Annotated in this window: 13 protein-coding genes, 1 tRNA gene and 2 rRNA genes (1 of these 16 only partly in view); 9 read left to right on the top strand and 7 right to left on the bottom strand. The window is 61.6% G+C overall.

All coding sequences use genetic code 11. From position 1 onward, the window contains the following. From ACT5M9_RS10580 to ACT5M9_RS10570, 3 genes are all read left to right on the top strand, one after another. A 23S ribosomal RNA gene (locus ACT5M9_RS10580) occupies positions 1–2,305 on the top strand; it begins 584 nt to the left of the window's first position. Between the two features lie 122 nt (positions 2,306–2,427). After that, positions 2,428–2,542, top strand: a 5S ribosomal RNA gene (gene rrf / locus ACT5M9_RS10575). 96 nt (positions 2,543–2,638) lie between these two features. Beyond that, positions 2,639–2,715: transfer RNA gene (locus ACT5M9_RS10570), tRNA-Asp, on the top strand. Between the two features lie 1,210 nt (positions 2,716–3,925). On the opposite strand, the gene ACT5M9_RS10565 is transcribed toward ACT5M9_RS10570, so the two are convergent. From ACT5M9_RS10565 to kefF, 4 genes are all read right to left on the bottom strand, one after another. After that, complete coding sequence (locus ACT5M9_RS10565; protein ID WP_438551766.1) at positions 3,926–4,912, bottom strand: helix-turn-helix transcriptional regulator; 987 nt, start codon at positions 4,910–4,912, stop codon at positions 3,926–3,928. Positions 4,913–5,225: 313 nt separating this feature from the next. After that, the gene (locus ACT5M9_RS10560) at positions 5,226–5,612 is read right to left on the bottom strand and encodes a SirB2 family protein (RefSeq protein WP_457981679.1); all 387 of its coding nucleotides are present in this window, start codon (positions 5,610–5,612) and stop codon (positions 5,226–5,228) included. After that, positions 5,609–7,465 carry a monovalent cation:proton antiporter-2 (CPA2) family protein gene (locus tag ACT5M9_RS10555; protein WP_457981681.1) on the bottom strand — a complete coding sequence of 619 codons (1,857 nt, stop codon included), beginning with the start codon at positions 7,463–7,465 and terminating at the stop codon, positions 5,609–5,611. Before ACT5M9_RS10555 ends, ACT5M9_RS10560 begins: the two co-directional genes overlap by 4 nt. Positions 7,466–7,535: 70 nt before the next feature. Further along, complete coding sequence (gene kefF, locus ACT5M9_RS10550) at positions 7,536–8,135, bottom strand: glutathione-regulated potassium-efflux system oxidoreductase KefF (protein WP_457981683.1); 600 nt, start codon at positions 8,133–8,135, stop codon at positions 7,536–7,538. Between the two features lie 258 nt (positions 8,136–8,393). Here kefF and ACT5M9_RS10545 point away from each other — a divergent pair, with 258 nt between their 5' ends. The 5 genes from ACT5M9_RS10545 (at position 8,394) to ACT5M9_RS10525 (ending at position 15,959) form a co-directional block, all read left to right on the top strand. Next, on the top strand, positions 8,394–8,717 hold the full coding sequence (locus ACT5M9_RS10545) for a hypothetical protein (protein WP_457981685.1): 324 nt from the start codon (positions 8,394–8,396) through the stop codon (positions 8,715–8,717). A gap of 49 nt (positions 8,718–8,766) precedes the next feature. Then, a complete protein-coding gene (locus tag ACT5M9_RS10540) occupies positions 8,767–9,198 on the top strand; it encodes a DUF411 domain-containing protein (RefSeq protein WP_438551761.1) in 432 nt (143 codons plus the stop codon). A 299-nt stretch (positions 9,199–9,497) separates the two neighbouring features. Beyond that, positions 9,498–11,666 (top strand): S9 family peptidase, encoded by a 2,169-nt coding sequence (locus ACT5M9_RS10535; protein ID WP_457981687.1) that lies wholly within the window; start codon positions 9,498–9,500, stop codon positions 11,664–11,666. 679 nt (positions 11,667–12,345) lie between these two features. After that, entirely contained in the window at positions 12,346–13,317 is a 972-nt protein-coding gene (locus ACT5M9_RS10530) for a TAXI family TRAP transporter solute-binding subunit (protein WP_438551759.1), read from the top strand. Positions 13,318–13,394: 77 nt separating this feature from the next. Then, complete coding sequence (locus ACT5M9_RS10525) at positions 13,395–15,959, top strand: TRAP transporter permease (protein WP_457981689.1); 2,565 nt, start codon at positions 13,395–13,397, stop codon at positions 15,957–15,959. 193 nt (positions 15,960–16,152) lie between these two features. On the opposite strand, the gene ACT5M9_RS10520 is transcribed toward ACT5M9_RS10525, so the two are convergent. Beyond that, positions 16,153–16,311 carry a hypothetical protein gene (locus ACT5M9_RS10520; protein ID WP_457981691.1) on the bottom strand — a complete coding sequence of 53 codons (159 nt, stop codon included), beginning with the start codon at positions 16,309–16,311 and terminating at the stop codon, positions 16,153–16,155. A gap of 172 nt (positions 16,312–16,483) precedes the next feature. On the opposite strand from ACT5M9_RS10520, the gene ACT5M9_RS10515 reads away from it, so the two are divergent. Then, complete coding sequence (locus ACT5M9_RS10515; RefSeq protein WP_457981693.1) at positions 16,484–17,110, top strand: lysoplasmalogenase; 627 nt, start codon at positions 16,484–16,486, stop codon at positions 17,108–17,110. Between the two features lie 61 nt (positions 17,111–17,171). Here the strand turns inward: ACT5M9_RS10515 and ACT5M9_RS10510 are convergent, their stop codons facing one another. Further along, complete coding sequence (locus ACT5M9_RS10510; protein ID WP_457981695.1) at positions 17,172–18,725, bottom strand: DHA2 family efflux MFS transporter permease subunit; 1,554 nt, start codon at positions 18,723–18,725, stop codon at positions 17,172–17,174. Next, positions 18,725–19,777: an HlyD family secretion protein gene (locus ACT5M9_RS10505; RefSeq protein ID WP_457981696.1), complete on the bottom strand. Its 1,053-nt coding sequence runs from the start codon at positions 19,775–19,777 to the stop codon at positions 18,725–18,727. Before ACT5M9_RS10505 ends, ACT5M9_RS10510 begins: the two co-directional genes overlap by 1 nt. Positions 19,778–19,784 lie beyond the last annotated feature (7 nt).

The following is a 19,784-nucleotide window of genomic DNA, read 5'->3' as shown; positions in this document are numbered from 1 at the left end:
TGTAGCGAGGTTAACCGTATAGGGGAGCCGTAGGGAAACCGAGTCTTAACTGGGCGTCTAGTTGCAAGGTGTAGACCCGAAACCGGGTGATCTAGCCATGGGCAGGTTGAAGGTTGAGTAACATCAACTGGAGGACCGAACCCACTAACGTTGCAAAGTTAGGGGATGACCTGTGGCTGGGGGTGAAAGGCCAATCAAACTCGGAGATAGCTGGTTCTCCCCGAAAGCTATTTAGGTAGCGCCTCGGACGAATACTACTGGGGGTAGAGCACTGTTTGGGCTAGGGGGTCATCCCGACTTACCAACCCCATGCAAACTCCGAATACCAGTAAGTAATATCCGGGAGACACACGGCGGGTGCTAACGTCCGTCGTGAAGAGGGAAACAACCCAGACCGCCGGCTAAGGTCCCAAAGTTCTGGTTAAGTGGGAAACGATGTGGGAAGGCTCAGACAGCTAGGATGTTGGCTTAGAAGCAGCCATCATTTAAAGAAAGCGTAATAGCTCACTAGTCGAGTCGGCCTGCGCGGAAGATGTAACGGGGCTCAAACCAGGCACCGAAGCCGCGGATTCACGCTAAGCGTGAGTGGTAGGGGAGCGTTCTGTAAGTCTGCGAAGGTGTGTCGAGAGGCATGCTGGAGATATCAGAAGTGCGAATGCTGACGTAAGTAACGATAAAGGGGGTGAAAAGCCTCCTCGCCGGAAGACCAAGGGTTCCTGTCCAACGTTAATCGGGGCAGGGTGAGTCGACCCCTAAGGCGAGGCCGAAAGGCGTAGTCGATGGGAAGCAGGTTAATATTCCTGCACGACTTGTAATTGCGATGGGGGGACGGAGAAGGCTAGGTGGGCCAGGCGACGGTTGTCCTGGTGAAAGTGCGTAGGTGGTGTTTCTAGGCAAATCCGGAGACACAACACTGAGACACGAGACGAACGCACTACGGTGCGGAAGCCATTGATGCCCTGCTTCCAGGAAAAGCCTCTAAGCTTCAGATTACAAGTCATCGTACCCCAAACCGACACAGGTGGTCGGGTAGAGAATACCAAGGCGCTTGAGAGAACTCGGGTGAAGGAACTAGGCAAAATAGAACCGTAACTTCGGGAGAAGGTTCGCTCTTGATGGTGAAGTCCCTTGCGGATGGAGCTGTCGGGAGTCGCAGTGACCAGATGGCTGGGACTGTTTATCAAAAACACAGCACTCTGCAAACACGAAAGTGGACGTATAGGGTGTGACACCTGCCCGGTGCCGGAAGGTTAATTGATGGGGTTAGCGCAAGCGAAGCTCTTGATCGAAGCCCCGGTAAACGGCGGCCGTAACTATAACGGTCCTAAGGTAGCGAAATTCCTTGTCGGGTAAGTTCCGACCTGCACGAATGGTGTAACCATGGCCATGCTGTCTCCACCCGAGACTCAGTGAAATCGAATTCGCCGTGAAGATGCGGTGTACCCGCGGCTAGACGGAAAGACCCCGTGAACCTTTACTACAGCTTGGCACTGAACATTGAACCTACATGTGTAGGATAGGTGGGAGGCTTTGAAGCGATGACGCCAGTTGTCGTGGAGCCGTCCTTGAAATACCACCCTTGTATGTTTGATGTTCTAACGCAGGGCCCTGAATCGGGCTCGCGGACAGTGCCTGGTGGGTAGTTTGACTGGGGCGGTCTCCTCCCAAAGAGTAACGGAGGAGCACGAAGGTTGGCTAATCCTGGTCGGACATCAGGAGGTTAGTGCAATGGCATAAGCCAGCTTAACTGCGAGACGGACAGGTCGAGCAGGTACGAAAGTAGGTCATAGTGATCCGGTGGTTCTGAATGGAAGGGCCATCGCTCAACGGATAAAAGGTACTCCGGGGATAACAGGCTGATACCGCCCAAGAGTTCATATCGACGGCGGTGTTTGGCACCTCGATGTCGGCTCATCACATCCTGGGGCTGAAGTCGGTCCCAAGGGTATGGCTGTTCGCCATTTAAAGTGGTACGCGAGCTGGGTTCAGAACGTCGTGAGACAGTTCGGTCCCTATCTGCCGTGGGCGTTGGATGATTGAAGGGAGTTGCTCCTAGTACGAGAGGACCGGAGTGAACGAACCTCTGGTGTTCGGGTTGTCACGCCAGTGGCACTGCCCGGTAGCTAAGTTCGGAATCGATAACCGCTGAAAGCATCTAAGCGGGAAGCGAGCCCTGAGATGAGTCATCCCTGACCCCTTGAGGGTCCTAAAGGGCCGTTGGAGACCACAACGTTGATAGGTGGGGTGTGTAAGCGCGGCGACGTGTTGAGCTAACCCATACTAATTACCCGTGAGGCTTAACCATACAACACCCAAGAAGTGTTCTGAGACTTGTAACAAACCCCAAGAACTACTCAAAAATTCAGTGATAACGACAAGCCACGAGCAACATCGTTATTCACGTCAGCTTTCTGGATTAAGAATTTGCCTGGCGGCCATAGCGCCGTGGAACCACCTGATCCCATGCCGAACTCAGAAGTGAAACGCGGTAGCGCCGATGGTAGTGTGGCATTCGCCATGCGAGAGTAGGACACTGCCAGGCACCCAATTAAACAGCGATGTGCAAAATCACATCACTGGCTGCGAGGATGACACCTCAACGAAGCGGCACATGATTTAGCGAAAGCTAACCGAATGCGGAGCGGTAGTTCAGTCGGTTAGAATACCGGCCTGTCACGCCGGGGGTCGCGGGTTCGAGTCCCGTCCGCTCCGCCACTAACAAGAAGCCCAGTCTAACGACTGGGCTTTTTTTCATTTCTGCACTCCCTCATCCCCACAGACTTTCCTCACCATTTCTCGTCCACTTCACCACAAAGTACAGGTTTTTAGGGCTTCTGAGCTCTGTCAGTAGAATATGCAATGCCAGGGGAGTGGTTATCGGGCCAGGTACGCTAGGGGTGACTGGACTCCGAGACCACTCCAAGGGGCTTGGAGACGCGGCCTTTATGCATCCGGGGAAGAGCGCCATCCTGATCCGAGAAAGCGGCAGAGAGCCGCCGTTGGCACTGATATGGTGAGCTCTGGCTATAGAGTGGAGTCAGCAGGAAGCTGGAGTGAAAGGCTGTTGCTCGGATATCCCGCAAAAGAAAAGGGGACGGCGGCTGCCGTCCCCTCAAGTCATCTCGTCCAGTCCCTGAACTGCCATGCTCCCTGCAATCCCTGACTCTATCCTTTCCTTTGGAAATTCCCCTTCCCATTCCGTTGGGGTGTCCTGTGGCCATCCTAGCCTGGCAATCCTTCCTGATTGCTTCACCCTCTCCGTCCTGGAGGTGTCCATTACCGCATCCCGCGGTGTTCCTTGCGTCTTCCTGACAGACAACCATCCGGATTATCTCGCTTCATCCTGAAGCCGTTCCTGTCGCCTCCGGCGAGGTTCCTTTCATCCTGAAGAGCGGTCATCCTGCCACTCTGCCTCGTCCCGAGGTGTCCGACACCGCATCCTGCGGCTGTCCTTTCATCCTTGTGATAACCATCCTGGTTATCGGCCTCGTCCTGAGGTGTCCTGCCACATCCTGCGGCTTGTCCTATTTATGCGCTGCTTCTGCATCCTGCCGAACCCGCGCCGTCCTTGTGAGACCCATATTAAGGCAACGGCAGGGGGGAACAAGACGTACAACCGCCTTCTGGAGGGCAGGCGGGAGTGTTATTTTTAACCATTGAAATTTAATTTCCATATATATCAATGTATTGAATGGTTTCTGAGGAAAGCGTTACAGGCCAGGGATGGCTTCACGTACGGTTCGACACTGAGGGGTCTTACAGGGGGGATGGCGGATCTCTCACACGGGGAAAACGGCAGGAAAACGATGGTACAAAAGGTTCAAACAGGGGTGTAATCGTTCAAAATTTATTGAATGAATATGCTGGTTAATCATACAAAAGCCGGGATAAATCCCGGCTTTTGATGGCTAATGGCGAGTTTTGATCAGCTGACTCGAGTGCCAGGCGTCGGATATGCCTTGCGCAGTGACTCGGGGGCCAACACTTCCAGGTTGCCGCTCATGTTGTTCAGCCAGGAGCGGAACTCAGGGGTGTCCTGCACCTCGGTCTCCACCACCACGCTGCGCTTGTCGTAGCGGGTCATGCGCGGGTTGTGGCCCGGGATCTGGCCATCGATCAGGGTCGGGCAGTTGGCATCGATGCGACCGACGAAGCGGATGGGGCCGCTGACGTCCTGGTAGCCCTGGTCGCGGATCAGCTTCTGGATGTTGAATTCCTTGGGCTGGGTCGCGCTGAAGTTGGTCAGCTCCACGTTCTTGATGTGATCGAACGGAATGCCGTAGACCTTGGGGTCCAGCTCGGACAGGGTACAGAGCAGCACGGGGCCGTCGGCCTGATTCAGGATGCCGAGCGGGTTGATGCGGTCATAGCAGAGCCACACGGTGCGCTCTTTGATGACACGCTGGATCTCGGCGCTGAACTTGCGCCCACGCCACAGTGCATCGCGGATCAGGGTGCTGCGACGGATCTCCGGATTGCCGGCGAAGGGGCGCGGGGACTGATGCACGCTCTCGAGCCAGCGCTCCGCCAGTTCGCTCTGGCTGTCGCGGATCACCTGGCCGGCCTTGTCGACCAAAGGGTTCAATTCGGTCAGCACGCTCGCCGGCAGCAGTTGGCTCGCCTGGTCGCTCCAGGTTTTCAGGGCCACCGCCAGGGAGAGCGGCATGATGTTGGCAAAGTCGTTCAGACCGTGGCGCTCGAAGCACCAGCCATGGGGTTTGCTGCGTTCATCGGAGGTGAGGTCGAACAGTCCCATGCCGGACATTTCTTCCAGGTCCCGTTGCACGGTACGCAGACTGACGTGTATGCCTTCCTCTTCCAGTTTTACCTGAAGTTGGCTGGCGGTCAGCTTGTAAGGGCGGTGCGGGATGCAACGCGCCAAGGTCAGTTGTCGTAACAGCTTCTTACTCATGGTGCATGCCTTCACTGGTTTAGCGTTGAGTTTATCCTAGCCAGCAGTTGCGACAATCTATGTCGCAAGTTTTGCTGCGACAACTGTCGCCATTTTCATACATGCGTGGCTAACTCACTGATAGTGATAATAAAATACGCCACAACGAGTGCTGTATGAAGCCTTTTTTGGCTGAGAAAAATGACAGTGGCGACAAGGGATTATCCGTGAACGAGATCAAATATGAGGCGGGGAGAGCGGAGAGGGAGCCGAGTCAGGCAGGGAGAGGGACGCAGAGGGTGAGAGCCGCACCCTCACCCTTTCAGTCAAGGATTCAAACCAGCCAGGGCCAGGGGGACTTGGTCATGGCGGCACCGACTATGTAGCCAAATACCGTCAGGGCGGCGATGCCGGCCACCAGCTTCTGGCCGCGGGCGGGGCGCTTGAGCGCCATGACGCCGAGGCCGATGTAGAGCACCAGGGCGACCAGCTTGGCCATCAGCCAGGGCTGCTGGCCCGGGCTCATCTGCAGGGTCACCGCCAGCAGCACGCCAAACACCAACAGCAGGGTGTCGTTGAGGTGAGGCAGGATCTTGAGCCACTTCTGCTGCAAGCGGGCGCTGCCGCCGAGAGCCAGCAGCCAGCGGTAGAGGAACAGCAGCACGCTGACCAGCGCCAGCGTCATGTGCAGGTGTTTGAGCAGGGGGTAATAGGCAATCATATTGCTTCCTTGTCGTTGTCGTGCAGACCGCTGTTCCAGTTGTGGGCGTGGGTACGCTCCTGTCCCTCCTGATCGTCTTGCAGCAGATCGGAGAGGATCTCCCGGTATTGCAGGCTCTTGTTGATATAGGTGTGCTCGTCGTCCAGGTAGTTGACCTGCTCCCGCAGCAGTCGGTTGTCGTACTGCTTGAACATCTGGCCGGCGCGCCAGGCCTGGTTGGCCCTGAAACCCAGTTGGGTCAGGGCCTCGACCCCGAGATCCACCGCCGAACCCAGGGTCTCCCGGTGCACGCTGTCGACGCCGAGGCGCAGGATCTCGTGGGCCGTGGGTCTGTCCTGGGCTCGCGCCAGTATCTTAAGGTGCGGGAAGTGTTTCTTCACCATCTCGATCACCGCGAGGGAGGTGGCGGGATCGTTGATGGAGAGTACCAGCAGCTTGGCCTTGTGGGCCCCGGCGGCGTACAGCAGATCGAGCCGGCTGGCATCCCCATAGAACACCTGATAACCGTACTTTCTCAGCATCTCTATCTGGCTGGCGTCCTGCTCCAGGATGGTGGTGCCAATGCCGTGGCCGTGCAGCAGACGACCCACTATCTGCCCGAAGCGTCCGAAGCCGGCGATGATGACGGGGTGCTCCACCAGTTCGGGTTGCTCGTGCTTGGGCAGGTCTTCCCGGTTGCGGTAATCGAACCAGGGCTGGATCACCCTATCGTTCAGGATCAGCAGCAAGGGGGTCAGCGCCATGGAGAGGGCTACCACCAGGGTCAGCAGGGAGATGGTCGTGCCCGGCAGCACCTTGTTCTGGGCGGCGAACGAGAACAGCACGAAGGCGAACTCCCCCCCCTGGGCCAGCGCCAGGGCGAAGGTCCAGCGCTGGCTGGGGGAGACCCGGATGATGAATCCGAGCGCCATCAGCACCAGCCACTTCAAGACCATCAGGCCGATCACCAGGGTCGGGATCAGCAGGGGATGCTGGGCGAACAGGCTGAAGTCGATGCCTGCCCCTACCGACATGAAGAAGAGGCCGAGCAGCAGCCCCTTGAACGGCTCAATGTCCGCCTCCAGCTCGTGGCGATACTCGCTGTCCGCCAGTACCACGCCGGCAAGGAAGGAGCCGAGGGCGGGGGAGAGGCCCACCGACTCCATCAGCACGGCGATGGCGATCACCAGCAACAGGGCGGCGGCGACGAAGATCTCCCGCATGTGGGACTGGGCGATGGCGCGAAACACCGGCCGCATCAGGTAATGACCGCCCAGCACTATGCCGGCGATGGCGGCCACCACCAGCAGGCCGTGCTGCCAGCCCGCGAGATCCGAGTTGCCGTTGCTGACCACGGGCGCTATGGCGAGCAGGGGCAGCACCGCCAGTATGGGGATCACGGCGATGTCCTGGAACAGCAGCACGGCGAAGGCGGAGCGGCCGCTCTCGCTCTGCATCAGTTTGCGTTCCTGCAGGCTCTGCAAGACGATGGCGGTGGAGGAGAGCGCCAGGATGAGGCCGATGGCGAGCCCCTGTTGCCAGGGTAGACCGATCAGGGTAGCGACCCCGGTGAGGGCGGCCGTGGTGAGCAGCACCTGCAGGCCGCCGGTGCCGAGGATGGGGCCCTTGAGTTGCCACAGCAGCGCTGGCCTGAGCTCCAGCCCGACCAGGAACAGCATCAGCACCACCCCGAACTCGGCGAAGTGCATCACGTCCTTCTGTTCCCCCACCAGGCCGAGCAGGAAGGGGCCTATGATGATGCCGGCCAGCAGGTAGCCGAGCACGGATCCCAGCCCCCAGCGTTTGGCCAGCGGCACGGCGATCACCGCCGCCGACAGATAGATGAGGGCATCAAACAGTAATCCATGTCCCATCAGCTGGCCCTCCGTTCGGACGGGTTCACCCGAGCCGGTTGGGTGAGCCGGGAGAAGATCCGGGTTCGTGTCATGAGAGCACCTCCAGCAGATCTCGCAGATAAGGGCTCGCCCCCAGTTGGGCCGGGGTCAGCCGTTCATCGCGCAGGGCTTCGATCAGCTGGCGATAGTCCTGACCGCAGCGGTGCAGTGCCTGGGGATCCTGCAACTTGTGGAAGGAATGCAGCACGAAGGGGGGCAGCCAATCCATGCCGCACAGCTGGGCGGTCTGCCGGAAGGGCAGCAGGAAGTCGAGCAGGGGACGCTGGTTGTAACCCGCGCTGCAATAAGACTCGGGGGCGCCCCCCGTGGTGATGGCGGAGAGCCACTGCTTGCCGGCCAGCGCCTGGGACTCGGGGCCGTAGGCGTAACCGTACTCCAGCACCAGGTCCATCCACTCCTTCATGATGGCGGGGCAGGAGTACCAGTAGAAGGGGTGCTGGAAGACGATGAGATCGTGCGCCGCCAGCAGCGCCTGCTCGCGCTTCACGTCGATATACATGTCCGGGTACTGCTGATAGAGGTCGTGCAGGGTGACCCCCTCCAGGCCGTCGATGGCCTGCAGCAGTTGCCGGTTGGCCCGGGAACTCTGCAGCGCCGGGTGCGAGAAGATAACCAGAATGCGTTTCATGGGGTCATAACCTGAGCGGAATTCGCGCCTGCGAAAAAGATGCATCGAGTGGCGACGTTATCAAGAAGCGCCCCGAGTCGCCAGTGGCGGGCGAGGGGCCCTGGTGGTACGCGTCTCTTTTGGCGCCACGCTGTCAGGGGCAGTGTGCCACGGCATCCGGCCTATCTCACCCTCTTTTGATTTCCCTCAGGTGGCAGGCTTGACCCTCCCCCAGGGCCAAGGGTTACCATAGGCCTCCTTTGATTACTGAGTCATGTCATGGTTTTGACCCGTCGCCAACTCGCTCACGCCCGTCGCTGGCTCCCCCTGTGGAGTCTGCTGCTGGTGTTGATGTCGTTTGGCAGCCGGGCGGCGACCGATCTCTGTACCCTGACGACCCACTGCAGCCAGAGCGAGCGTACCCTGGAGAAGGCCATGCCCTGCGGCAGCTTCACCTCGGCCCTCGCCATGACGGTGCTGACGGGCGACAGCCTGACGGTGGCCAGGCTGGAACCTGACTCCCCGGACTTCCTCTCCCCCTCCCTCTATGTGCCGGATGCCCCCAGGGCGCGGCTGGAGCGCCCCCCTCGCACCCTGGATTGAGTCGATACTTTCCCCATCGTTGGGCATTTCTTCTTATCCGAGGTGAGTTATGTACAAGTCCCTGTTACTGGCCCTGCTGGCCGGTACCGTCAGTTTCTCTGCCCTGGCAGCGGAGCAGATGACAGTCTACAAATCCAAGTACTGCGGCTGCTGCAAGACCTGGGTCAAGCACATGGAAGACAACGGCTTTGAGGTCAAGGTCGTGGAAACCGAGCAGCTCGACCCCATCAAGCAGCAATATGGCATTACCCCGCAGCTGGCTTCATGCCACACTGGGGTGGTGGATGGCTATGTGATCGAGGGGCATGTGCCCGCCGCCGACGTGCAGAAGATGCTCAAGGAGAAACCGGCGATCCGTGGCCTGACCATTCCGGGCATGCCCCAGAGTGCGCCGGGCATGGACATCCCGGGTCAGCCCTATCAGGTGCTGAGCATAGACCAGGAGGGCGCGACCAAGGTCTGGTCGAGCTATCCCGGCTGACGAACACTGGTCATGAGCCGACATAACTCCATCATGTGAGGCACACCTGAGCGAACCCGTGTCGCTCATGGCCAGAGAAGGGGGCCACCATCGCGAGATGGTGGCCCTTTTTCGTTGTTTTGGGGGGAATGAGGGGGGATCGCTTGCAACCCGGGGCGACAAGGGGCAGATTGAACGCCAAATTATTCCCACAGGATAAGGGCCTCCGTCTTCGCGGTGCCCTGGCCAGCCAACGGGCCTCCATGCCGTGGCGTCTGGCCAGCGTTTCCCCCATCCTGTCAGTGCGCAAAGGATGCGAGATGTTCAACGTTTCCCGAGGGTTGCTGCTGCTGGCTTGTCTGGCCGCCGCACCTTCCACCCATGCCAATGAAGAGTCCGCCATGCCGACAAGCGATACCGCCATCCAGCCTGCCATTCTCCCGCCCGTGGCCGCCAAGCACCCCCATTCACTGAAGAAGCACGGGGAGGTCCGGGTCGACAACTACTACTGGCTGCGGGACGACGACCGCCAGAAGCCCGAGGTGCTGGATTATCTCAAGGCCGAGAACGCCTATACGGAGGCGGTGCTCAAGCCGACCCAGCCCCTGCGGGAGCAGCTCTACAAGGAGATGGTGGCCCGCATCCCCCAGCAGGACGAGTCCGTGCCCTACGTGAAGAACGGCTACCGCTACCAGACCCGCTACGAGCCGGGCAAGGAGTACGGTATCTACTCCCGCACCCCTGTGGGAGCGCAAGGGCAGGCAGAACCCAAACCCAGCCTGCTGCTGGACAGCAACCAGCGGGCCGAGGGGCACGAGTTCTACGCCCTTGGGGCGCTCGAGGTGAGCCGCAACAACCGCTGGCTGGCGGTGGCGGAAGACTTCCTCTCCCGCCGCCAGTACCAGGTGCAGTTCCTGGATCTGGAGAGCGGCCAGTGGGCGGCGGACAAGCTGGAGAACACCTCCGGCAACCTGGTGTGGGCCAACGACAGCAAGACGGTGTTCTATGTGCGCAAGCACCCCCAGACCCTGCTGCCCTACCAGGTCTATCGCCACGAGCTTGGCACGGATCCCGCCAAGGATCAGCTGGTCTACGAGGAGAAGGATGACAGCTTCTACGTCAGCCTCTACGCCACCACCTCGGAAGACTTCATCGTCATCGCCCTCTCCAGCACCACCACGGGGGAGGCGCGCCTCATCGATGCCAACACCCCGAGCCAGAAGCCGCGCCTTTTCCTGCCGCGCCAGGTGGATCACGAGTACAGCCTGGATCACTACCGCGGCCGCTTCTACGTGCGCTCCAACAAGGACGGCAAGAACTTCGGCCTGTACGAGACCAAGGAGAGCCCGGTGGATCGCTGGAAGGCGGTGATCGCCCCGAACCCGGACGTGCTGCTGGAGAGCTATGCCCTGTTCAAGGAGTGGCTGGTGCTGGAGGAGCGCAGCCAGGGGCTGACCCGGCTGCGCCAGGTCAACTGGCAGAGCGGCGAGCAAAAGGAGATCGCCTTCGACGACCCCGCCTATGTCACCTGGCTTGGCTACAACCCCGAGCCGGACACCAGTGCGCTGCGCTACGGCTACTCCTCCATGACCACGCCGTCGTCCACCTATGAGCTCAACCTCGACAGCGGCAAGCGCACCCTGCTCAAGCAGCAGGCGGTGGCGGGCTTCGTGCCTGCGAAGTATGCCAGCGAGCGGCTCTGGATCGACGCCCGCGACGGGATCAAGGTGCCTGTCTCCCTGGTCTATCGCAAGGATCTGTTCAAGAAGGATGGCCACAATCCCCTGCTGGTCTACGGCTATGGCTCCTACGGCGCCAGCATGGATCCGGACTTCAGCACAGCCCGGCTGAGCCTGCTGGACCGTGGCTTCGTCTACGCCATCGCCCACATCCGGGGTGGCGAGGAGCTGGGCCGCGGCTGGTATGAGGACGGCAAGCTGCTGAAGAAGCAGAACAGCTTCCACGACTTCATCGACGTGACCGAGGCGCTGGTGGCGCAGGGCTATGGCGCCAGGGATCAGGTCTATGCCATGGGGGGCAGCGCAGGTGGCCTGCTGATGGGGGCCGTCATCAACCAGGCGCCTGAGCTCTATCGCGGCGTGGTGGCTCAGGTGCCCTTCGTGGACGTGGTGACCACCATGCTGGACGAGTCCATCCCCCTCACCACAGGGGAGTACGACGAGTGGGGCAACCCGAACCAGAAGCGCTACTACGACTACATGCTGGCCTACAGCCCCTACGATCAGGTCAAGGCCCAGGCCTACCCGAACCTGCTGGTCACCACGGGTCTGCACGACTCCCAGGTGCAGTACTGGGAGCCGGCCAAGTGGGTGGCCAAGCTGCGGGAGCTGAAGACGGACGACAACCTGCTGCTGCTGAGCACAGACATGGACGCCGGTCACGGCGGCAAGTCCGGCCGCTTCAAGGCCTATGAGGACATCGCCCTGGAGTTCGCGTTTATCCTGGATCTGGCCAAACCGAAGGCATAAACCGCTGGGGGATCACCTCGGCTGACAACAGGCCCGGTTACCCAAGGTCGATGGGGAGCCGGGCCTTCTGCTATCTGCGGGGCCATGATCCCGTCTCCCCTCGGTCTCTGCGGGCCTCACCGGGACGGCCCCATGCTACGAAGATGTTAACTGGATGGCGGCGGGTCGACGGGATCGTCCCCTGTCAGGACGTCATCAGCTTCTGCTGTCAGCGGGATCTCTTTCTGCCATTTATTTCGTATTTTCCATTCAAGGCAGCACAACACGCTGGTGCGCCACCCCTTGTCCAGCAAGGGCTACAAAGGAATCTAACCCTCTCCATTCCCGGCTCCTGCCGCTAGCACAACAAATTAATCCAGGATCGAAAAATTGATGATCCGCTTCAAATTTCTCGCTATTTTAATCCACCATTTTGCTGTTTTGTTTGATTAATGTTGGCGCTCTGTGCTTAATCGAGTGGTTGCAACTTTTGATCCGGCCCTCTTCTGGTCGAATCACCCTCGGTCGGCATGACGCCGATTATCTCACCACAGGACGATGGTGGCTTTGGGAAGGGCATCCATTTTCGCCCGACCCCTTCCTCGCATGAGGTCATATAGACAGGCCCAGTCTTGATGCGGGCCTGACTCATATTCACCCGGGAATCGGGTGAGATAAATCGATGAAAAGGAAGAAAAACATGAAAGGATTATCCTTGGCGTGCGCCTTGTCCGCTGCCCTGGTCGGGGCCTCGTTCGGTGGACAGGTACAAGCCGCCGAGCGGTTCGTGACCATAGGCACCGGCGGTCAGACCGGCGTCTACTATGTGGCGGGTCAGTCCATCTGCCGCTTCCTCAATCGCGGCGCCGCCGATCACCAGATCAAGTGCAACGCACCAGCCAGTGGCGGCGGCGTGGCCAACGTCAATGGCATCCGCAGTGGTGAGTTCAACTTCGGCATCATGCAGTCCGACCACCAGTACAAGGCGATGAAGGGGCTGGCTCCCTTCCAGGCTGAAGGTGCCATGGAGGACATCCGTGCCGTCTTCTCCCTGCAGAGCGAAGTCTTCACCATACTGGCCCGCCAGGATGCCAAGATCGCCGGCTTCGACGATCTCAAGGGCAAGCGCGTCAACATCGGCAACCCGGGCTCCGGCCAGCGGGACACCTTCGAAGAGATCATGGCGGTGAAGGGTTGGGACAAGTCCGCCTTCAGCCTGGTCTCCGAGCTGAAACCGGCGGAGCAGGCCTCCGCCCTGGGTGACAACAACATCGATGCCATGAGCTACTTCGTGGGTCACCCGAATGGCGCCATCCAGGAGGCCTCCACCACCACGGCCACCGTGCTGGTGCCGGTGACCGGCCCCGAGATCGACAAGCTGCTGGCGGAGAAGAGCTACTACACCAAGGCCGAGATCCCCGGTGGCATCTACAAGGGCAGCCCGAACCCGACCCCGTCCATCGGCGGCAAGGCGGTGCTCTCCACCAGCGCCAAGGCGGATCCGGAAGTGGTCTATCAGCTGGTGAAGTCGGTATTCGACAACCTGGATCGCTTCAAGCGCCTGCACCCGGCCTTCGCCGATCTGAAGGAAGCCGACATGATCAAGGTGGGCCTCTCCGCTCCCCTGCATGAGGGCGCCGCGCGCTACTACAAGGAGCGTGGCTGGCTGTAACGGCCCGGTGTCTCATCCCCAGACTCGCCCCGCCCGGGGCGAGTCTTGCTTATAAGCGGTAGCAACAGAGTCACACTATGCAACAAGCACAACAACAAGAGGCGCTCTCGGCCGAGGAGCTGATCGCCCAGGACGTGGGAGCACGGCTGCCGATCGGTGCCATGGGCGCCACCATCGCCAGTCTCGCCCTGCTCTGGTCCCTGTTCCAGCTGTGGATCGCCTCCCCCTTGCCCTTTACCCTGGGCTTTGGCGTGTTCAACGACACGGAAACCCGTTCCATCCACCTGGCCTTCGCCATCCTGCTCGCCTATCTGGTCTTCCCGGCCCTTCGTACCTCGCCGCGGGACAGGGTGCCCCTCGCCGACATCGCCCTCGGCCTGGTGGGGGCCGCCGCCGCCGGCTACCTCTTCATCATGTATGCCGAGCTGGCCCAGCGCCCAGGCAACCTGACCACCATGGACTTCGTGGTCGCCTGCATCGGCGTGCCGCTGCTGCTGGAGGCCGCCCGCCGTGCCCTGGGGCCGGCCCTCGCGGTCATCGCCATCGTCTTCCTGGCCTACAGCCTGGCCGGTCCCTGGATGCCCTCCCTGCTGGCCCACCGCGGGGTCAGCCTGCACGCGCTGGCCAACCACCAGTGGATCACCACCGAAGGGGTGTTCGGCATCGCCCTCGGGGTCTCCACCAGCTTCGTGTTCCTGTTCGTGCTGTTCGGCGCCCTGCTGGAGCGGGCCGGTGCCGGCCACTACTTCATCCAGCTCGCCTTCAGCCTGCTCGGCCACCTGCGCGGCGGCCCGGCCAAGGCGGCGGTGGTGGCCTCGGCCCTGACCGGGGTCATCTCCGGCTCCTCCATCGCCAACGTGGTCACCACGGGCACCTTCACCATCCCCATGATGAAGCGGGTCGGTTTCTCCAAGGAGAAGGCGGGGGCGGTGGAAGTGGCCTCCTCGGTCAACGGCCAGATCATGCCCCCCGTGATGGGAGCGGCGGCCTTCCTGATGGTGGAGTACGTGGGTATCCCCTATGTGGAGATCATCAAGCACGCCTTCCTGCCGGCGGCCATCTCCTATATCGCCCTGCTCTACATCGTCCATCTGGAGGCGCTCAAGCTCGGCATGGAGCCCATCGGCAATCGCCAGCCCAAGCCCTGGCTGCGTCGCCTGACCGGTTTCGCCTTCGGCGCCGCCCTCATCAGCGGCCTCTCCATGGCGGTCTACTATGGCCTCGGCTGGCTAAAGCCCGCCCTGGGTGACTATGCCCTGCCGGGGATCGCCGTGCTGCTGGTCGCCGCCTATCTGGGGCTCTTGAAGATAGCCGCCAGCAACGAGCCCCTGCCCGCTGAGGATCCGGACAAGCCGCTGGACGAGCTGCCGAACACCCGCGCCGTGCTGCTCTCCGGCCTGCACTTCCTGCTGCCCGTGGTGGTGCTGGTGTGGTGCCTGATGGTGGAACGCCTCTCCCCCGGCCTGTCTGCCTTCTGGGGCACCGTCATGCTGGTGGTGATCCTGCTGACCCAGCGGCCGCTGCTGAACTGGCTGCGCACCGACGGCAAGCACCACTACGGCTCCTTCGTCGACGGGGCCGTGGATCTGCGGGAGGGGCTGATCGCCGGCGCCCGCAACATGATCGGCATCGGCATCGCCACCGCCACCGCCGGCATCATAGTCGGGGCGGTTTCCCAGACCGGGGTCGGCCTGGTGCTGGCGGATCTGGTGGAGTTCCTCTCCATGGGCAACCTGCTGCTGATGCTGCTGCTCACCGCCGTGCTGAGCCTCATCCTCGGCATGGGACTGCCGACTACCGCCAACTACATAGTGGTCTCCAGCCTGCTGGCACCCGTCATCGTCACCCTGGGGCAGCAGAACGGCCTCATAGTGCCGCTCATCGCCGTGCACCTGTTCGTGTTCTACTTCGGCATCATGGCGGACGTGACCCCGCCGGTGGGGCTGGCCTCGTTCGCCGCCGCCGCCGTCTCCAAGGGGGATCCCATCAAGACCGGGATCACGGCGTTTTACTACAGCCTGCGCACCGCGGCGCTGCCCTTCCTGTTCATCTTCAACACCGACCTGCTGCTCATCAACGTGGACTTCGCCCACGGGGTGCTGATCTTCGCGGTGGCCACCGCCGCCATGCTGATCTTCGCTGCCGCCACCCAGGGCTTCTTCCTGGTGAAGAGCCGCTGGTACGAGAGCGTCCTGCTGCTGCTGGTGGCCTTCACCCTGTTCCGCCCGGGCTTCTGGATGGACATGGTGCACGACCCCTATCGCGACACGGATCCCGCCGCCCTGACCCAGACCCTGGGCCAGGTGGATGCCGAGAGCACCCTGCGTCTGCGCATGGAAGGGGAGGACGCGGTCGGCAAGCTGCGCCAGTTCACCGTGTTGCTGCCGGTGCCGGACGGCACGAGTGGGGAGGCGCGCCTCGAGCATCTGGGGCTCGCCCTCTACGAGCAGGACGGCAAGGTGCTGCTGGACAACGTGGGCTTCGGCTCGCCGGCCGCCGAGCTGGGGCTGGAGATCGATCAGCGGATCCTCTCCGTCAAGGCACCCACCGCGCGCTGGAACAAGGAGCTGATGTGGCTGCCCGGCTTCCTGCTGTTCGGCCTGGTGGTCTGGCTGCAACGCAGGCGTCGCCTGGCTTGTTAATAGAAACGGCGCCCTCGGGCGCCGTTTTCAATATGGGGATGTTACTGCTTGGAGGCCTTAGTTTGGCTGTGCCTGTTGCAGTTTTTGCAGCAGATCCAAGGTCTGCTGCTCCTGCGGGCTCAGCCCCAGTTGCTCACAGACCTGCTCGAAGCGGATCCCCACAGATGACACTTCATGATGTCACCTGGGGATCTTAGTTGGACTGGGTCTGTTGCTGCTTTTGTAGCAGATCCAGGGTCTGCTGCTCCTGCGGGCTCAGCCCCAGTTGCTCACAGGCCTGTTCGAAGCTGATCCCCAGATGGCACATCATGATGTCGATGGCGGGCAGATAGTTGGTCATTGCGTCTTCCATGGTGATCCTCCTGAGCTGACTCTTATGCCCGAGCCGGGGGGAGGGGGCAATTAGACTTTAGGCGTAGGGTTCCATCTGTCGCGCCCCCTGCCACTGCCCCCGGGAATTTGTTAATCTGGCAGTCATTAAAGAGGCTGCCGCTTCAGGGTGAGCAGCCGGTGAGGAGCAGGGCATGTTATTGAGTTTCTTGATCATCGCATCCGGCTGGTGGCATATCCGCGCGGCCTACGGTTCGGACGCCCGCCAGTTCTATATCAGCAAGCCGCTGACCATGGTGTTCATCATCGCCCTCGCGTTCGGTTATCAGAGCGACGATCACAATGGATCCAACGCCTGGATCCTGCTCGGCCTCTGCCTCTCCCTCGCCGGTGACGTGCTGCTGATGCTGCCGCGGGACCGTTTCATCCAGGGATTGGCGGCATTTCTTGTCGCGCACATCTGCTACATAGTGGGCTTTGCCCAGGGACCCCTGGTGCTCAAGCTGGTGGACGGCCTGCTGCTGCTGGCGGTGGCCGGCATGGTGTTCGGCATGTTGTGGAGCAAGCTCGGAGAGATGAAGATCCCCGTGTTCTGCTACATGCTGGTGATCATCGCCATGGCCTGGGTGGCCGCCGGCGCCTGGCACGCTTCGCTCACCGCCGGCAGCGCCGCCGCCCTGGTGGGGGCCCTGATGTTCCTCTTCTCCGACAGCATGCTGGCCCTTGACCGCTTCCGTCGCCCCTTCCCCCATGCCAAGGCCTGGATCATGAGCAGCTACTACTCCGCCCAGTTCCTGATCGCCGCCTCCCTGGCGGGCTGATCTCTCGGCCAGCGAATCGACCATAAAAAACGGGCCAATGGGCCCGTTTTTTGTTGCGCTGTCACGCCTCCAGTGTCTCGGCGTCGGCCGCCTTGGGGGGCGGCTGCTTGAGCAGCAGCATCAGGGCGCTGGCGATGAGCAGGAAGATCCCCATCACGTAGAACACCTGGTTGTAGGCCATGATGGCCGCCTCCCGGTTGATGGTGTTCGCCAGCATCGCCTGGGCCTGCAACTGTGCCTGCTCCGGGCCTGCCCCCTGCGCCATCATGTTCTGGGCCAGCTGCAGCAGGTAGCTCTGCCCCTCTATGCTGCTGGCGGCCAGGGTGCTGCCGATCTGGCTGGCGTGGATGCGGGTGTCGTTGTCCAGCATGGTGGCGATGATGGCGATGCCGATGGCGCCGCCGAGGTTGCGCAGCACGTTGAGCAGGGTGGAGGAGGAGGGCACCTCGTCTGGGGTCAGGCTGGCAGTGGCGACCAGGGAGAGGGGCACCATCACGAAGGGCTGGCCCAGGGCCCGCACGATGAGCGACTGGATCAGCTGGGGACCGGCGTAGTCGGCGCTCATGTGCATGTTCATAAAGCAGCTGATGGCGAACACCAGGAAGCCGAAGCTCACCAGGTAGCGCGGGTCTATCCTGGTCACCAGCCTGGGCACCAGGGGCAGCACCAGCAGCTGGGGCAACCCCATCCACATCAGCACCTCCCCGATCTCCAGGGCGTTGTAGTTGTGGATCTGGGTCATGTAGAGGGGCAGCACATAGATGGAGCCCATCAGCGCCATGCCGAGCACCAGGTAGGCGAAACAGGCGAGCGCGAAGCGCGGGCTGTGCAGCAGCCTCAGGTTGACCAGGGGGTGGCGGCGCAGCAGCTGGCTGATGACGAAGAAGATGAGCGCTACCACAGAGATGACGCTGAGGCGCACGATGAAGCTGGAACCGAACCAGTCCTCCCTGTTGCCCTCCTCCAGCACCACCTCCAGCAGCCCCAGCCCCACCGCCATGGTGAGGATCCCGATGAGATCCACCCGCTTGATCACTTCCCAGTCCACCCCTTTCTTGTCGAGGCCGTGGGCCAGCATGGCCATCACCAGCAGGCCGGGGGGCACGTTCAGGTAGAAGATGTAGTGCCAGGAGAGCTGCTCCGTCAGCCAGCCCCCCAGGGTCGGCCCTATGGTGGGGGCGAAGGTGGCACAGAGGCCGAACAGCGCCATGCCGGTGGCCCGCTTGTGCAACGGCAGCAGGCTGATGATGAGGGAGAAGGCCATGGGGATGAGGGCGCCGCCGGTGAACCCCTGCAGGGCCCGGAAGACGATCATGCTGGTGAGGTTCCAGCTGAACGAGCAGAGCACGGAGGCGATGATGAAGGCCCCCGTGGTCCACAGCAGGTAGCGGCGCGCCCCCAGGCCGCGGCTGAGCCAGCCGCTCAGGGGGATGGCGATCATCTCCGCCACCAGGTAGGAGGTGGAGATCCAGGAGCTCTCGCTCAGGGTGGCCGACAGGGCTCCCTGAATGTCCTTCAGGGAGGCGTTGGTGATCTGGATGTCGAGGATGGCCATGAAGGCGCCGATGAGGCCCCCCATGACCGCTATCCAGTTGCGGCGCGGAATGGCGTCCATCAGTGGGCCGCGACCATGGGCTCGGGATCACGGGTATCCACGATCACCTCGGTGGAGAGGCCGGGCCTCAGCTTGCCGGCCAGCACGCCCGGCTCCGGGATGCGGATCTTGACCGGCACCCGCTGCACTATCTTGGTGAAGTTGCCGGTGGCGTTCTCCGGCGGCAGCAGGGCGAACTTGGCGCCGGTGGCGGGGGCCAGGCTGTCGATGATGCCTTCCACCGGCTGATCCGGATAGGCATCCAGGATCACCTCCACCTTCTGACCCGGTTGCATGTGCTGCAGTTGGGTCTCCTTGAAGTTCGCCTCGACCCAGACCTGCTGCAGGGGCACCAGGCTGGCCACCTGCATGCCGGACTGCACGTAGAGCCCTTCCCGCAGGCTGCGCTTGCCGATGATGCCATCGGCGGGGGCCCGCAATTCCGTGTAGCCGAGTTCCAACCTGGCCTGCTCGAGTTGAGCCTCGCTCAGGGCCAGTCTAGCCCGGTTCTGTTTGGCCTCCGCATCCAGCACCAGCAGCCGCTCACGGGCAGCCTGCAGGGCGGCGCTGGCCTCCTGCAGCAGGGCCTGATTGACCTGCAGCCCGGCCTGTACCTCGTCCAGGCTGTCCTGGGAGCTGTAGTGACGCTGATTGAGCTGGCTGACACGGCGCACCTGCTGCTGGGCCCGCACCTGCTCGGCATTGGCGGAGGCCACCTTGGCCTCGGCCTGGCGGATCTGGCTCAGCTGCTGGATGCGGGTGGCGGCCAGGTTCTCGGCGGTGGCCTGGTTGAGGCGCAAGTCAGCCTCGGCCTCCAGCACCTTGGTCTTGTACTCCCGATCGTCCAGCCTGGCGATGAGTTGCCCCGCCTTCACCTCCTGGTTGTCGGTCACCAGCACCTCGCTGATATAACCGGGCAGCTTGGAGCCGATGCCGGTCACCTCGCTCTGCAGATAGGCGTTGTCCGTGCTCTCGAAATAGCGGCCATGGAGATACCAGTAGGCGGCAAACAGCATGCCGAGCATGGCCAGTACCAGTGCGGCCAGCAGGGGGATCTTCTTGTGTTGACTCATGATATTG

It is taken from the genome of Aeromonas sp. AE23HZ002T15, from assembly GCF_054165525.2.
This window is presented reverse-complemented; position numbering and strand designations above follow the sequence as displayed.

Excerpts from the sequence above, each read along its gene's own strand:
- ACT5M9_RS10565 (WP_438551766.1), bottom strand. The coding sequence starts at position 4,912 with ATGAGTAAGAAGCTGTTACGACAACTGACCTTGGCGCGTTGCATCCCG.
- ACT5M9_RS10560 (WP_457981679.1), bottom strand. The coding sequence starts at position 5,612 with ATGATTGCCTATTACCCCCTGCTCAAACACCTGCACATGACGCTGGCG.
- ACT5M9_RS10555 (WP_457981681.1), bottom strand. The coding sequence starts at position 7,465 with ATGGGACATGGATTACTGTTTGATGCCCTCATCTATCTGTCGGCGGCG.
- kefF (WP_457981683.1), bottom strand. The coding sequence starts at position 8,135 with ATGAAACGCATTCTGGTTATCTTCTCGCACCCGGCGCTGCAGAGTTCC.
- ACT5M9_RS10545 (WP_457981685.1), top strand. The coding sequence starts at position 8,394 with ATGGTTTTGACCCGTCGCCAACTCGCTCACGCCCGTCGCTGGCTCCCC.
- ACT5M9_RS10540 (WP_438551761.1), top strand. The coding sequence starts at position 8,767 with ATGTACAAGTCCCTGTTACTGGCCCTGCTGGCCGGTACCGTCAGTTTC.
- ACT5M9_RS10535 (WP_457981687.1), top strand. The coding sequence starts at position 9,498 with ATGTTCAACGTTTCCCGAGGGTTGCTGCTGCTGGCTTGTCTGGCCGCC.
- ACT5M9_RS10530 (WP_438551759.1), top strand. The coding sequence starts at position 12,346 with ATGAAAGGATTATCCTTGGCGTGCGCCTTGTCCGCTGCCCTGGTCGGG.
- ACT5M9_RS10525 (WP_457981689.1), top strand. The coding sequence starts at position 13,395 with ATGCAACAAGCACAACAACAAGAGGCGCTCTCGGCCGAGGAGCTGATC.
- ACT5M9_RS10520 (WP_457981691.1), bottom strand. The coding sequence starts at position 16,311 with ATGGAAGACGCAATGACCAACTATCTGCCCGCCATCGACATCATGATG.
- ACT5M9_RS10515 (WP_457981693.1), top strand. The coding sequence starts at position 16,484 with ATGTTATTGAGTTTCTTGATCATCGCATCCGGCTGGTGGCATATCCGC.
- ACT5M9_RS10510 (WP_457981695.1), bottom strand. The coding sequence starts at position 18,725 with ATGGACGCCATTCCGCGCCGCAACTGGATAGCGGTCATGGGGGGCCTC.
- ACT5M9_RS10505 (WP_457981696.1), bottom strand. The coding sequence starts at position 19,777 with ATGAGTCAACACAAGAAGATCCCCCTGCTGGCCGCACTGGTACTGGCC.